The organism is Streptomyces sp. NBC_01445, from assembly GCF_035918235.1.
Lineage (GTDB): Bacteria > Actinomycetota > Actinomycetes > Streptomycetales > Streptomycetaceae > Streptomyces.
In genome coordinates, this window is sequence record NZ_CP109485.1 from 1,518,699 (window position 1) to 1,532,196 (window position 13,498).

Annotated in this window: 13 protein-coding genes; 8 read left to right on the top strand and 5 right to left on the bottom strand. The window is 72.7% G+C overall.

Translation table 11 applies throughout. The features are described 5' to 3' along the window. Nucleotides 1-114: 114 nt before the first annotated feature. Nucleotides 115-573: a type II toxin-antitoxin system PemK/MazF family toxin gene (locus OG574_RS07170; RefSeq protein WP_100593005.1), complete on the top strand. Its 459-nt coding sequence runs from the start codon at nt 115-117 to the stop codon at nt 571-573. Here the strand turns inward: OG574_RS07170 and OG574_RS07175 are convergent. Continuing rightward, a complete protein-coding gene (locus OG574_RS07175; protein ID WP_326772408.1) occupies nt 548-1,405 on the bottom strand; it encodes a TIGR02452 family protein in 858 nt (285 codons plus the stop codon). The two genes, OG574_RS07170 and OG574_RS07175, sit on opposite strands and share 26 nt — an antisense overlap. Nucleotides 1,406-1,621: 216 nt before the next feature. On the opposite strand from OG574_RS07175, the gene egtA reads away from it, so the two are divergent. From egtA to egtD, 4 genes are read left to right on the top strand one after another with little or no spacing between them, the layout of a single operon-like run. Further along, nucleotides 1,622-2,914, top strand: coding sequence for an ergothioneine biosynthesis glutamate--cysteine ligase EgtA (gene egtA / locus OG574_RS07180; protein WP_326772409.1), 1,293 nt, complete (start codon nt 1,622-1,624; stop codon nt 2,912-2,914). Beyond that, nucleotides 2,911-4,245 (top strand): ergothioneine biosynthesis protein EgtB, encoded by a 1,335-nt coding sequence (gene egtB, locus OG574_RS07185; RefSeq protein WP_326772410.1) that lies wholly within the window; start codon nt 2,911-2,913, stop codon nt 4,243-4,245. Before egtA ends, egtB begins: the two co-directional genes overlap by 4 nt. Beyond that, entirely contained in the window at nt 4,245-5,000 is a 756-nt protein-coding gene (gene egtC, locus OG574_RS07190; protein ID WP_326772411.1) for an ergothioneine biosynthesis protein EgtC, read from the top strand. Before egtB ends, egtC begins: the two co-directional genes overlap by 1 nt. Next, on the top strand, nt 4,997-5,959 hold the full coding sequence (egtD, locus tag OG574_RS07195; RefSeq protein ID WP_326772412.1) for an L-histidine N(alpha)-methyltransferase: 963 nt from the start codon (nt 4,997-4,999) through the stop codon (nt 5,957-5,959). Before egtC ends, egtD begins: the two co-directional genes overlap by 4 nt. 29 nt (nt 5,960-5,988) lie before the next feature. Here egtD and OG574_RS07200 read toward each other — a convergent pair whose 3' ends face one another. Further along, complete coding sequence (locus OG574_RS07200; protein WP_326772413.1) at nt 5,989-7,293, bottom strand: extracellular solute-binding protein; 1,305 nt, start codon at nt 7,291-7,293, stop codon at nt 5,989-5,991. A 213-nt stretch (nt 7,294-7,506) separates the two neighbouring features. Between OG574_RS07200 and OG574_RS07205 the strand changes: the two genes are divergently transcribed. Beyond that, nucleotides 7,507-7,722 (top strand): dodecin, encoded by a 216-nt coding sequence (locus OG574_RS07205; RefSeq protein WP_100592999.1) that lies wholly within the window; start codon nt 7,507-7,509, stop codon nt 7,720-7,722. A gap of 54 nt (nt 7,723-7,776) precedes the next feature. Here OG574_RS07205 and OG574_RS07210 read toward each other — a convergent pair whose 3' ends face one another. Next, nucleotides 7,777-8,277, bottom strand: a complete 501-nt coding sequence (locus tag OG574_RS07210) for a phosphatase domain-containing protein (RefSeq protein WP_326772414.1) — start codon at nt 8,275-8,277, stop codon at nt 7,777-7,779. 47 nt (nt 8,278-8,324) lie between these two features. Between OG574_RS07210 and OG574_RS07215 the strand changes: the two genes are divergently transcribed. Both OG574_RS07215 and OG574_RS07220 read left to right on the top strand, forming a co-directional pair. Next, nucleotides 8,325-9,332, top strand: coding sequence for an MsnO8 family LLM class oxidoreductase (locus tag OG574_RS07215; protein ID WP_326772415.1), 1,008 nt, complete (start codon nt 8,325-8,327; stop codon nt 9,330-9,332). 58 nt (nt 9,333-9,390) lie between these two features. Further along, nucleotides 9,391-11,760 (top strand): excinuclease ABC subunit UvrA, encoded by a 2,370-nt coding sequence (locus tag OG574_RS07220; RefSeq protein WP_326772416.1) that lies wholly within the window; start codon nt 9,391-9,393, stop codon nt 11,758-11,760. A 107-nt stretch (nt 11,761-11,867) separates the two neighbouring features. On the opposite strand, the gene OG574_RS07225 is transcribed toward OG574_RS07220, so the two are convergent. Beyond that, nucleotides 11,868-12,680, bottom strand: a complete 813-nt coding sequence (locus OG574_RS07225; protein WP_326772417.1) for a lysophospholipid acyltransferase family protein — start codon at nt 12,678-12,680, stop codon at nt 11,868-11,870. Continuing rightward, nucleotides 12,680-13,450, bottom strand: coding sequence for a GNAT family N-acetyltransferase (locus tag OG574_RS07230; protein WP_326772418.1), 771 nt, complete (start codon nt 13,448-13,450; stop codon nt 12,680-12,682). The genes OG574_RS07225 and OG574_RS07230 overlap by 1 nt, the downstream gene beginning before the upstream one ends. Nucleotides 13,451-13,498 lie beyond the last annotated feature (48 nt).

Genomic DNA, 13,498 nt, shown 5'->3' on the forward strand with positions numbered 1-13,498 from the left:
GGCGTCCCCGTCGTACGGCTCGGGCGGTTATGGGGGTCTTCATGCGCCGAGCCTGTGTCCCACCGGCCGGGCCCGCCCTGCGGGTTGAGCCGGTCAGGCCCTAACGTGACCCGCGTGACTGCCTTCATCGATGACCCGCATGCCCACGAGCACCCCGGCCGTGCCGGCGCCACCGCCACGGTCGAGGCCGCGCCGCGCGAGGTGGGCCGGGTGCGCACCGAGTACGCGCCCGCCCACGACGGCGACCCCGATCCCGGCGAGATCGTCTGGACGTGGGTGCCGTTCGAGGAGAACGACGGCCGCGGCAAGGACCGTCCTGTGCTCGTCGTCGCCAGGGAGGCCGCCGGCACGCTCCTCGCCGTACAGCTGTCGAGCAAGCGGCACGACCACGACAGGGAGTGGGTGCCGATCGGCAGCGGGCCGTGGGACACCGCGGGCCGCGACTCGTGGGTGGCGATCGACCGCGTCCTTCGGGTCCACGAGCGCGGCATGCGCCGGGAGGCGTGCGCCCTGGACCGCATGCGGTTCAACCTCGTGGTGCTGCGGCTCAGGGAGCGGTACGGCTGGCGCTGACCGCCGGCGAGGCCGCGAAGGCCCGCTCGAAGGCCGTCCTGGTCCGTGCGTCCGGCGTGCGGTCCAGGACGCCGAACACGATGTGGTCGAAGCGGCCCGCGAACCGGCCGCCCCCGTCGAGGAGCGCCCGGAACGCGTCGGCGACCTGCGCCGGGTCGTTCTGGAACACACCGCAGCCCCAGGCGCCGAGCACGAGGCGCCGGTAGCCGTGCGCCGCGGCCGTCTCCAGGACCCGCTCGGCCCGTGACGCGAGGGCCCCCGCGATCTCGCCCGCCCGCTCCGGGGTGCTGCGGCGTACGACGCCCGCGTTCGGTGCGGGTGAGGTGAGGAAACCCGCGGCGTACGGCGCGTCGAGCAGCCGTCCGCGGTCGTCGCGGAAGACGGGGACCTGGGGTGAATGGATCACGCGGTCCGTGTAGAACGGGTCGCGGTTCTCGCGGTGGTGATCGTAGAAGTCGCGGGCCCGCAGCAGGCACGTGTACAGGGCCGAGGCCCGGCACACGGCTTCCTCCTGGGCCTGTGCGCCGTTGAGATAGCCGCCGCCGGGATTGCGGGCCGAGGCGAAGTTCAGTACGGCGACCGGGTCCTGACCGGCGGTGACCAGGCGGCGCGCGGCTTCCAGGCTGGACTCGCCGGTGACCTCGACGGCCGTATCCGCGGGCCGGCCCGGCTCGGGCACATCGACCGGGGCCGGACCGTACGTGCGGGTCGCATCCCGCGCTGCCGTCACCGCGTCCGCGATCGGCACGACCGCGCCGCCCGGCGCCGTGTACCGCCCCGCCGCGACGATCTCCTCCGTCTGCTGCGCGATCCCCCGCAGCCGGGCGCTCACGCCCGCTCCCCCGTGGTCGTCCTCATGAACGCATGATGTGCGCCGGGCGACTCCGCGAGCAACAGATTTTCAGTGTCCGAGGGGCACTCTTGTGCGATTCGCCGTGAGGGTTTTGGGTGGTACGAGCACTGCCCCGGCCCGGCCCATCCCCGTCGAGTCGACGGCACGGCCCCTACCGGGGACGATGAAGGCGAACGGATCAGGAGGATCCTGAACATGCCCGAAGGAGACTGTACGGAGCTCGGCACGGCGGCCCTGGTCACCGAGGCCGAGGTCGAGGCGCTGGTCCGCGGGATCTGCTTCAAGACCGGACCACCTCGCACCGTGGGTGTCGAGGTGGAATGGCTCGTCCACGAGCCGCGCAGGCCGCGGCTCCCCCTGGCACCGGAACGGCTCGACGCGGCGTACGCCGCACTGGGCGCCCTGCCCCTCAGCTCGGCGCTCACCGTAGAACCCGGCGGACAGCTGGAGCTCAGCTCCCTGCCCGCCTCATCGCTCATGGACTGCGTCTCGGCCGTCTCGGCCGATCTGACGGCGGTCCGCACCTCGCTCGCTGCCCGTGGCCTCGCGCTGACCGGCCTCGGCACCGATCCCTGGCGCCCGCCGCGGCGGCTGCTCCACGAGCCGCGCTACGACGCCATGGAGTCCTGGTTCGACCGGACCGGTCCCGCGGGCCGCGCCATGATGTGCTCGTCGGCGTCGGTGCAGGTCTGCCTCGACGCGGGGCACGAGGAGCCGGGGCCGCTCGGCCACGGCAGGCGCTGGCGGCTCTCGCACCTGCTCGGCGCCGTCCTGGTCTCCGCGTTCGCCAACTCACCGATGCTGTGCGGGCGTCCGACCGGCTGGCGCTCCACCCGCCAGGCGGTGTGGGAGGAGATCGACCCCGGCAGGTCCGGGGCACCGCCCCTCGACGTGGAGCCGCGCGAGGCCTGGGTCCGGCACGTCCTGGACGCGCCGGTGATGTGCGTCCGCAAGGACAGCGGGCCCTGGGACGTGCCCGACGGCATGTCCCTGCGGACGTGGCTGCGTACCGGTGGGCCTCGGCCCGCCACGCGCGGTGACGTCGAGTACCACCTGTCCACCCTGTTCCCTCCGGTGCGCCCGCGTGGCCACCTCGAACTGCGCATGATCGACGCGCAGCCGGGCGACGACGGCTGGATCGTGCCGCTCGCGGTGACGACCGCGCTGTTCGACGACCCGGAGGCCGCCGAGACCGCGTACCGCACCGTGAAGCCGCTGTCCGAACGGGCGGGCCCGCTGCCCGCGCCGCACAATCGACTGTGGCGCGACGCGGCGCGGCACGGGCCCTCGGACCCCGAGCTCGCCGAGGCGGCCGTCACGTGTTTCGCGGCGGCGCTCGACGCGCTGCCGAGGCTCGGCGCGTCACCCAGGGTGCTCGCCGCCGTCTCCGCTTTCATGGACCGCTATGTCGTGCGCGGCCGGTGCCCCGCCGACGACGTGCTCGACCGCATCGATGCCCCCGCCCCCGGGAGGACCGTCACCTCATGACCGCACAGAGCGAAGACACCGCCCCGGACCCCGAGGCACTGCGGGAGCGCGCGCGGACCGCGCTGCTCACCGCGCGGGACCGCACGACGCTGCTCACGAGCTGCGTCGAGGGGCCCGAACTGACTGCACAGCACTCACCGTTGATGTCGCCGCTGGTGTGGGACCTGGCGCACATCGGCAACCAGGAGGAGCAGTGGCTCCTGCGCGCGGTCGCGGGCCGCGAGGCGATGCGCCCGGAGATCGACCCGCTGTACGACGCCTTCGAGCACCCGCGCTCCGAGCGGCCCAAGCTGCCGCTGCTCGCACCCAAGGAGGCGCGCGGTTACGCGGCCGAGGTGCGGGGCCGCGCGCTCGACGTCCTGGAGAGCACGCCGTTCCACGGCACCCGGCTCACCGAGGCGGGGTTCGCCTTCGGGATGATCGCCCAGCACGAACAGCAGCATGACGAGACGATGCTGATCACCCATCAGCTACGGTCGGGAGCACCGGCGCTGACGGCCCCGGATCCCGACCCCGTCTCCCCTGCTTTCCGCGGTCCGTCCGAAGTCCTCGTGCCCGGCGGCCCGTTCACGATGGGGACGACCGCAGAGCCGTGGTCGCTGGACAACGAGCGGCCCGCGCACGCGCGCCTCGTCCCGCCGTTCCACATCGACACCGCACCGGTCACGAACGGCGCGTATCTGGCCTTCATGGACGACGGCGGCTACGACAACTCCCGCTGGTGGACGCCCGAGGGCTGGGCCCTGGTGCGGGACAACGGCCTGCGGTCGCCGCTGTTCTGGCGGCGTGAGGCAGGGCAGTGGCTGCGGCGCCGCTTCGGGGTGACCGAGGTGGTCCCGCCGGACGAGCCCGTCGTGCACGTCAGCTGGTACGAGGCCGACGCGTACGCGCGCTGGGCGGGCCGGCGCCTGCCCAGCGAGGCCGAGTGGGAGAAGGCGGCCCGCTTCGATCCCGCGTCCGGGCGGTCGATGCGCTACCCGTGGGGCGACGCGGACCCGACGCCGGAGCGCGCCAACCTCGGCCAGCGCCACCTGCGCCCGGCCCCTGCGGGCAGCTACCCGGCCGGTGAATCGCCGCTGGGTGTACGGCAGTTGATCGGCGACGTGTGGGAATGGACGTCGAGCGACTTCCTGCCGTACCCGGGGTTCGTGGCCTTCCCGTACAGGGAGTACTCGGAGGTGTTCTTCGGCCCGGACCACAAGGTGCTGCGCGGCGGCTCGTTCGCCGTGGACGCGGTGGCATGCCGCGGCACGTTCCGCAACTGGGACTATCCGGTGCGCCGGCAGATCTTCGCCGGCTTCCGCACCGCGCGCGACGGGGAGGGTGCCTGATGTGCCGGCAACTGGCCTACCTGGGCCCTGCGGCGCCACTCGGCGACGTGCTCGTGACACCGCCCCACAGCCTGCTGCGCCAGTCCTGGGAGCCGCGCCGCCAGCGGCACGGGACCGTGAACGCCGACGGCTTCGGCGTGGGCTGGTACGCGGACGGGGACCCGGTGCCCGCGCGCTACCGCAGGGCCGGGCCGATCTGGGGCGACCAGTCGTTCGCCGACCTCGCGCGGGTCGTGCGCTCGGGGGCCGTGCTCGCCGCGGTCCGCGACGCCACGCTCGGCGGCGCGGACGGCGAGGCAGCGGCGGCGCCGTTCGCCTCCGGCCCGTGGCTGTTCTCCCACAACGGCGCGGTGAAGGGCTGGCCGCGCTCGCTCGCCCCGCTCACCACAGCGGTGCCGCCGATCGACCTGCTGTCCCTGGAGGCCCGCTGCGACTCGGCGTTCGTCTGGGCACTGCTGCTGCACCGGCTGCGCTCGGGCGACGACCAGGGGCAGGCACTCGCCGACACCGTCCTCGAAGTCGCCGAGGCCGCCCCCGGATCACGGCTCAACCTCCTCCTCACCGATGGGGAGACGATCACCGCGACCGCCTGGGGCGACAGCCTCTGGTATCTCACCGAACCCGGCCGCAGCACCGTCGTCGCCTCCGAGCCGTACGACGACGATCCGCACTGGCGCGAGGTGCCGGACCGCACCTTGCTCGCCGCGAGCCGCACCGACGTCCTGCTGACCCCGCTCAAGGAGCCCTCCGCGTGAGCCCGTACCAGCTGACCCGCACCCTGCCCGAGGACGCCACCGGCGCCGCCCTGCGCGCCGATGTCCTCAGCGGCCTGACCGGCACGCCGAAAACGCTGCCGCCCAAGTGGTTCTACGACGCGCGCGGCAGCGAGCTGTTCGACGAGATCACGACCCTGCCCGAGTACTACCCGACGCGCGCCGAGCGGGAGATCCTGCTGGCCCGCTCCCAGGAGATCGCCGACGCCACCGGCGCACGCACCCTCGTCGAGCTGGGCTCCGGCTCGTCGGACAAGACCCGCCACCTGCTCGACGACCTGCCGGTCCTGGAGACGTACGTCCCCGTGGACGTCAGCGAGAGCGCGCTGCGCGGCGCCGCCGAGGCGCTCGGCGCCGAGCGGCCCGGGCTGAACATCCACGGGCTGATCGCCGACTTCACGCTCGGACTCACCCTGCCGGACACTCCGGGGCCGCGCCTGGCCGCGTTCCTCGGCGGCACGATCGGCAACCTTCTGCCGGCCGAGCGCGCCGCGTTCCTGACCTCCGTACGCGCCCTGCTGCGGCCCGGCGACATGCTGCTGCTCGGCACGGACCTGGTGAAGGACGAGTCGGTCCTCGTCGCGGCTTACGACGACGTGGCGGGCGTGACGGCCGCGTTCAACAAGAACGTGCTCAGCGTCATCAACCGCGACCTGGGCGCCGACTTCGACCCGAGCGCCTTCGAGCACGTCGCCCTGTGGGACGCGGACAACGAGTGGATCGAGATGCGGCTGCGCTCCACGGCCGCGCAGACCGTCAAGATCCCGGCGCTCGGCCTCGCGGTCGACTTCGAGGACGGGGAGGAGATCCGCACGGAGATCTCGGCGAAGTTCCGCGAGGAGGGCGTGCGGGCCGAACTGGCGGGCGCGGGGCTGCGCATGACGCACTGGTGGACGGACGCGCAGAACCGCTTCGCGCTCTCGCTCAGCCTCGTGGACTGACGGCCCCGAACCCAGTGGCAGGCGGCGGGTCACGGTCCGCTGGCGTCCAGCTCCTTGGTGATCCGTCGGGAAGCCGCCCCGGCCGCCTCGGCCGGGGCGGCCCCGGCGAGCACCTTCGACATGTACGCCTTGATCGGGTTGTCGGCCTCGACCCTCGCCCACAGCGGGGACACCGGCGTGGCCCGGCCGCGTGCGGCGCCCGCCGCCATCGCGGCCACGCCCGGCTCGTCGGCGACGGCGTCGCTCAGGGTCGTCTTGTTGGGCACGTAGTTCATGGTCCTGGCCAGGTCCTTCTGCCACTTCTCGCCGGACAGGGCCTTGACGACCGCGACGGCTCCGTCGCGGTCGTCGGTGTTCTCGGGCACGACCAGGTCGGAGCCGCCGGTGAAGACGGATCCCGGCTTGGCCGCCGTCTTGCCGGGGATCGGGAAGTAGCCCAGCTTTCCCTTGAGTTCGGGGTTCTGCTGCTCGACAGCCTGGGCGACGCCGGGCACGGCGACGATCTGGCCGACGTCGCCCTTCGCGAACTCGCCCGACTGCGGGGGGTGTTCCTCATCGGCGTCCTTGGGCCCGTGGCCGAGCGCCTGGAGCTGCCGGTAGAACTCCATGCCGCGCAGCGCCGCCGGGGTGTGCAGGCTGCCCTCCCAGATGCCGCCGTGCTCCGTCGCGAGGTCGCCGCCCTCGTCCCAGATGAATCCGGAGAGCGTGTACCAGTCCTGGCCGGCCAGGTAGATGCCCTGGTCACCGTGGGTGTTGAGACGCCGTGTGTCGTCGAGCCACTCGGCGCGGGTGCGGGGCGGCTGCTTGATGCCCGCCTTGGCGAACAGGTCCTTGTTGTAGATCACCACCCGGTTGGCCGCGTACCAGGGGATGCCGTACTGGCGCGAGTGGAACATGCCGGGGTCGGCGAGTCCGGGCAGCCACTCCTCCATGCCGAAGTCGCGCGCGGACTCCAGGCTGAGGTCGAGCAGTCCGCCCTCGTCGACGTACTGGGGCACCTGCGTGTTGCCGACCTCGATGACGTCGGGCGCCGGTCCGTCCGCCGCGTCGCCACTGGCCGTGGCGCCCTTGTCCTGGGTGAGGGCCGCGCTCACCTTCTCGCCGATGCCGGTCCACTCCTGGATACGGATGTCCAGGCGCAGGCCGGGGTTCTTGTCCTCGAAGCTCTTCGTGAACCGCTTGAGGAACGCGTCCGACGCGCTGTCCTTCATCAGCCAGACGGTCACGGTGCGCTGCTCGTCGCCCGCTCCTGGCAGATAGCCGCAGCCCGTGAGCAGCGAGGCGGACACGAGGGCGAGGGGGATGAGGGACGCGGCGGTGCGGCGGTACTTCACGTGGGTCACTTTCTGCCTGCGGACAGGGAGGGGCGGCCCGACGTGGGGGATGAGCGTGACGCTCGCACGGGTGTGGCTGGATTTTGGTATGGACCAATCGAACGGTCAAGGGGGTGGCGGCCGGTAAGTCGAACATCTGCGCTCTCGCTCGCGGTCCACGGTGACCTGAGGCACCGTGGAGGGACGTCCACCGCACGGGCCGAGGAGGCCTTCATGTCCGATCACACGTACCGGGTCACAGAGATCGTCGGCACCTCCCACGAGGGAGTCGACCAGGCCATCCGCAACGGCATCGCCCGCGCGTCGCAGACGCTGCGCGGCCTGGACTGGTTCGAGGTGTGCCAGGTACGCGGCCACATCGAGAACGGTCAGATCGAGCACTACCAGGTCGGCCTGAAGGTCGGCTTCCGGCTGGAGGACGAGGCCTGAGCGTGCGCGCCGGGGCCACTCGGGTGCGGCTCCGATCCCGCTCGCCCGGTCCGCTCAGGTCCGCCCCTCGCGCTCCTGGGCGTCCTTCAGCGCCTCGGAACCGCTCGCCCAGCGGGCGCGTACGACGGTGAAGCCCGCCCGTTCGGCCTCGTCGCACACGAGCTCGTCGTCGTCGACCAGCATGCGTACCTCGCGGCCGCGGGAGAGCGTGCGCAGCGTCTCCAGTTTGGTGCGGCGCGCGGGCCTGCGGTCGTTGTTGCGGCGCATCCAGACGCGCCCCTCTGGCAGACCCTGTTCGGCGAGCCAGGCCACGGTGTCGGCGCGGCACCGCTCCGGCCTGCCCGTGAGGTAGACGACCTCACACTCGCGGGCGCTCTCCAGCGCCAGCTCGACGCCGCGCGCGAGCGGTGGATCTTCGGGCGCCGCCCCGAAGAAGGCCGACCAGTCACGCGGGGTGCGCTCAAGGAAGCGCTGCCGGTGGGCCGTGTCGGCGAGGGTGTTGTCGAGGTCGAACACGGCCAGGGGTCTGGCGAGAGGTCTGCTGTTGTCGATCACACGCCAAGCGTAGGGAATCCTGAAGCGGCACAGACGTTGAACGGTGTGTGAGCTCAGTGATCGCATCGACCCGGTTCTCCGTCCTCGACCGTTCGCGCACCCGCGAGGGGCACGACGGGCCCTCGGCCCTGCGCGACACCGTGCGCTTCGCGCGCGAGCTGGACACGCTCGGCTATCACCGTGTCTGGGTGTCGGAGCACCACGGGGTGCCGGGCGTCGCGGGGTCCGCGCCGACCGTGCTCGCCGCGGCGGTCGCGGCCGCCACCCGCACGATCCGGGTCGGCACCGGCGGCGTGATGCTGCCCAACCATCAACCCCTGGTGGTGGCCGAGCAGTTCGGGGTCCTGGAGTCGCTGTTCCCCGGGCGGATCGACATGGGTCTCGGCCGTTCGGTGGGCTTCACGGGCGGGGTACGCAAGGCGCTCGGGCGGGACAAGGACGATGCCGACGACTTCGCGGCGCAGCTCGCCGAACTGCTCGACTTCTTCCGGGGGACCTCCACGACCGGGGTACGCGCACGCCCCTCGGACGGCCTGACCGTCCGGCCGTTCGTGCTCGCCATGGGCGAGGGCGCGACGATCGCCGCCGAGGCCGGACTCCCGATGGTGATCGGCGACCTGAGGAACCGCGAGAAGATGCTGCGCGGGATCGACCGGTACCGCGCCACGTTCCGGCCGTCCGCGTGGGCGGGCGAGCCGTACGTCGTCGTCTCGGGGACGATCGCGGTCGCCGGGAGTCCGGAGGCCGCCCACCGCCTGCTGATCCCGGAGGCCTGGTCGATGGCGTACTCCCGCACCCACGGCACGTTCCCGCCGCTGCCGCCCGCCGAGCGCGTGGCGGCGCTGACGATGACGACGAAGGAGCGGGACCTCTACGAGTCCGGGCTGCGCGGCCACATCGCGGGCACGGAGGACCAGGTCGCGGACGAGCTGGAGACCCTGATCAAGGAGAGCGGCGCGCAGGAGGTCCTGGTCACGACCAGCTCGTACGACCGCGAGGGACTCCTGGAGTCCTACCGCGGGCTCGCCCGGGTCGCGGGGCTGCGGCGGGCCTAGAATCGTGGGGTTTGCCCCCGCGTGACAGCGCATCCAGCCGCCCTACGGAGCCCGCCCCATGCACGAGCCCGACCACGATCCGTTCGTCCGTGTGCGGGGTGCCCGTGAGCACAATCTGCGGGGCGTCGACGTGGACATCCCGCGCGACGTGCTCGCCGTCTTCACGGGGGTCTCCGGCTCCGGGAAGTCCTCGCTCGCCTTCGGCACGATCTACGCCGAGGCGCAGCGCCGCTACTTCGAGTCCGTGGCCCCGTACGCGCGCCGCCTCATCCACCAGGTCGGTGCGCCCAAAGTCGGCGAGATCACCGGGCTTCCGCCGGCCGTCTCGCTCCAGCAGCGCCGTTCCTCCCCCACGTCCCGGTCCTCCGTCGGCACGGTGACGACGCTCTCGAACTCGCTGCGCATGCTGTTCTCGCGCGCGGGCGACTACCCGCCCGGCGCGCAGCGGCTCGACTCCGACGCCTTCTCGCCGAACACGGCGGCCGGGGCGTGCCCCGAATGTCACGGGCTCGGCGTGGTGCACCGCACGACGGAGGCGCTCCTCGTGCCCGACCCGTCCCTGTCCCTCCGCGAGGGCGCGATCGCCGCGTGGCCGGGTGCCTGGCAGGGCAAGAACCTGCGCGACGTCCTGGACGCGCTCGGGTACGCCGTCGACCGGCCCTGGCGTGAACTGCCGCAGGAAGAACGCGACTGGATCCTGTTCACGGACGACCAACCCGTCGTCACCGTGCACCCCGTGCGGGACGCGGGCCGGATCCAACGTCCGTACCAGGGCACGTACATGAGCGCGAACCGCTACGTGCTCAAGACGTTCGCGGACTCCAAGAGCCAGACGCTGCGGACGAAGGCCGAGCGGTTCCTCGACAGCGCGCCGTGTCCGGTGTGCGGCGGGGCGCGGCTGCGGGCCGAATCGCTCGCGGTGACGTTCGGCGGACGGACGATCGCGGATCTCGCGCATCTGCCGCTCGCGGACCTGGCGAAGATCCTCGACGCCCCCGGCGACGCCTCGGAGACGGCGCGGGTCCTCACCGGCGACCTCCTGGCCCGCATCGCCACCGTCGCCGAGCTCGGCCTGGGCTACCTCAGCCTGGACCGCGCCACGCCCACGCTGTCCGCCGGTGAGCTCCAACGCCTGCGTCTGGCCACACAGTTGCGCTCCGGACTCTTCGGCGTGGTCTACGTGCTCGACGAGCCGTCGGCGGGCCTGCACCCGGCCGACACCGAGTCGCTCCTCACCGTCCTCGACCGGCTCAAGGCGTCCGGCAACTCGGTGTTCGTCGTCGAGCACCACATGGATGTCGTCCGCAAGGCCGACTGGCTCGTCGACGTCGGCCCGCTCGCGGGCGAGCACGGCGGCCGCGTCCTGCACAGCGGTCCCGTCGCGGATCTGGCGTCCGTCGCGGAGTCGGCGACGGCCCGCTACCTGTTCGACCGCGAGCACGTGCCCTTGCGCACGGTGCGGGAGCCGCGCAGCTGGCTGAAGGTCGGCCCGGTGACCAGACACAATCTGCGCGATGTGTCGGTGGACGTACCGCTGTCCACGTTCACGGCCGTCACCGGTGTCTCCGGGTCCGGGAAGTCCACGCTCATCGGCTCGATCACCGAGGAACTGGAGGGCGTGGGCCGCCTCGTGGTCGTCGACCAGAAGCCGATCGGGCGCACCCCGCGCTCCAACCTGGCCACGTACACGGGCCTGTTCGACGTCGTACGGAAGGTGTTCGCGGCCACCGACGAGGCCAAGGCCCGCAAGTACGGCGTGGGGCGCTTCTCGTTCAACGTGGCCGGCGGCCGGTGCGAGACCTGCCAGGGCGAGGGCTTCGTCAGCGTCGAGCTCCTCTTCCTGCCGAGCACCTACGCGCCCTGCCCGGACTGCGGCGGCGCGCGCTACAACGCCGAGACGCTGGAAGTCGCCTACCGGGGGCGGACCATCGCCGAGGTCCTCGATCTGACGGTGGAGAGCGCGGCGGAGTTCTTCGCGGACACGCCGGCCGTGGCGCGCAGCCTCGGCACGCTGCTCGACGTGGGGCTCGGCTATCTGCGGCTCGGGCAGCCCGCCACCGAGCTGTCCGGCGGGGAGGCCCAACGCATCAAGCTCGCGAGCGAGTTGCAGCGCGGGCGGCGCGGTTCCACGTTGTATCTGCTCGACGAGCCGACGACCGGTCTTCATCCGGCCGATGTCGAGGTTCTGATGCGGCAGTTGCACGGGCTCGTCGACGCCGGGCACACCGTGGTGGTCGTCGAGCACGACATGGCGGTGGTCGCGGGCGCGGACTGGGTGATCGACCTGGGGCCGGGCGGCGGCGACGCGGGCGGTCGGATCGTCGCCACGGGGCCGCCGACGGAGGTGGCGCGGGCGAGCGGGAGCACTACGGCTCCCTATCTCGCCCGTGCCTTTCCGCCAGGCGCTCTGCCGGAAGCGCGGTCATGACCGGCGGGCCGTACGTGGCTGGTCGTGCCCACGCGGCTGAGCCGCATATCGGCACAACCCCACGCCCCTGAAGCACCGGAGTTCGCCAGATCCCCTTCGGTGAGTCCTCAGGCCACCAGCGCGGTGTGGGTCCTACGGGGCCGGCCCGTCGTCCCCGACTCGGCGGCCCGGGCCAGTGAGCGGCGGTCGAGGTGAGAGCCCGGCGGGATCACGTCCCGTATCTCGACCTCGGCCACCAGCCCCCGTGTCGACGCCACCCGCCACAGCGAGGCGAGCAGCGTGTCGTCGCCGACGAACGCGGCTGCGGTGCCGGCCGCCCCGTCGGCGAGCCGGTACCGGACGCTGACCGGCTGGACCGGGACCTCCGCGTCCAGCGCGGCCTGGAAGACGGCGCGCCGGAAGTGCCCCTGCGCACGGCCGCACCAGGTGCTGCCCTCGGGGAACGCGACGACCGCGGAGCCGGCCCGCAGCGCCTCGGCGATGCGGGCGACCGTGTCCGGGAGGGCACGCAGTCGGTCCCGCTCGATGAACAGGACGCCGCTGCGCGCGACCACCGGCCCGGCCAGGGGCCACCGCCCGATCTCAGCCTTGGCGAGCATCCGGGCCGGCCGCACGGCGCCGAGCAGCGGGATGTCCAGCCAGGAGATGTGGTTGGCGACCAGGAGCAGACCGCCGGTGGGTGCGGCGGCGGTGCCGGTGACGCGGACCTGGACCCCGATGGCCCGCGCGATCGCCCGGCACCACCGCCTGACCAGTCCGGCGGGGATCCGTCCGCCGAACGGTGACAGCGCGATCCCGGTCAGGACCAGGACCACGACCGCCGTCATCCGCAGCACGGCCCGGGGTACGGCCGTCGCTGACCCCGCCGGCTCCAGGCATGCCTTTGGGGTGCAGGGCGCGCTGGGCAGCCAGACGCTCATCAGGCCGGGGCGAATGAGAGGAAGTGCCGCAGATAGCGCGGGTTGACACGGCGCATCGACAGCAGCACGTACAGGTCGGCGACCCCGAAGTCCGGGTCGTGGGCCGGCTCCGCGCACACCCAGGCACCGAGGCGGAGGTAGCCGCGCAGCAGCGGCGGAAGCTCGGTGCGGGCGGGGAACTCCACACGCTCCGCGTTCCAGGGCAGCAGCGGTCGTACGCGGTACTCCTCGGGAGCCAGGTGCTTGGTGCGCACGCGGTCCCAGGTGCCCGCCGCGAGGGCGCCGCCGTCGGCCAGCGGGATGGAGCAGCAGCCGGCGAGCCATTCGTGGCCGCGGTCGACCATGTAGCGGGCTATCCCGGCCCAGATGAGTCCGATGACGGCGCCGTCCCGGTGGTCGGGGTGCACGCAGGAACGGCCGACCTCGACGAGGCCTGGCCGGATCTCGTCGAGGGCGGTCAGGTCGAACTCGCCCTCCGAGTACAGTCGTCCGGCGACGGAGGCCCGCTCCGGCGGCAGCAGCCGGTAGGTGCCGACGACCTGGCCGGTCACCGTGTCGCGGACGAGCAGGTGGTCGCAGTACGCGTCGAAGGCGTCGACGTCGAGGCCCGGTTGCGTGGTGGTCAGCAGGGCGCCCATCTCGCCCGCGAAGACGTCGTGCCGCAGCCGCTGCGCGGCACGGACGTCGTCCTCGTCGCGGGCCAGTGTGACGGTGTAGCGGGTGGGTGCCTCGGGCTGTGGGGGACGGTCGAGCGTGGTGACGCCGGTCATGGCTCTCTCCTGGTCACGGGCCGGTTCGGCGGAGCGATAGGCGGGCCG

Bases quoted from the DNA above. Each gene is read 5' to 3' on its own strand.
- egtB (WP_326772410.1), top strand. From the start codon at position 2,911: ATGACCGCACAGAGCGAAGACACCGCCCCGGACCCCGAGGCACTGCGG.
- egtA (WP_326772409.1), top strand. From the start codon at position 1,622: ATGCCCGAAGGAGACTGTACGGAGCTCGGCACGGCGGCCCTGGTCACC.
- OG574_RS07230 (WP_326772418.1), bottom strand. From the start codon at position 13,450: ATGACCGGCGTCACCACGCTCGACCGTCCCCCACAGCCCGAGGCACCC.
- OG574_RS07225 (WP_326772417.1), bottom strand. From the start codon at position 12,680: ATGAGCGTCTGGCTGCCCAGCGCGCCCTGCACCCCAAAGGCATGCCTG.
- egtC (WP_326772411.1), top strand. From the start codon at position 4,245: ATGTGCCGGCAACTGGCCTACCTGGGCCCTGCGGCGCCACTCGGCGAC.
- OG574_RS07205 (WP_100592999.1), top strand. From the start codon at position 7,507: ATGTCCGATCACACGTACCGGGTCACAGAGATCGTCGGCACCTCCCAC.
- OG574_RS07220 (WP_326772416.1), top strand. From the start codon at position 9,391: ATGCACGAGCCCGACCACGATCCGTTCGTCCGTGTGCGGGGTGCCCGT.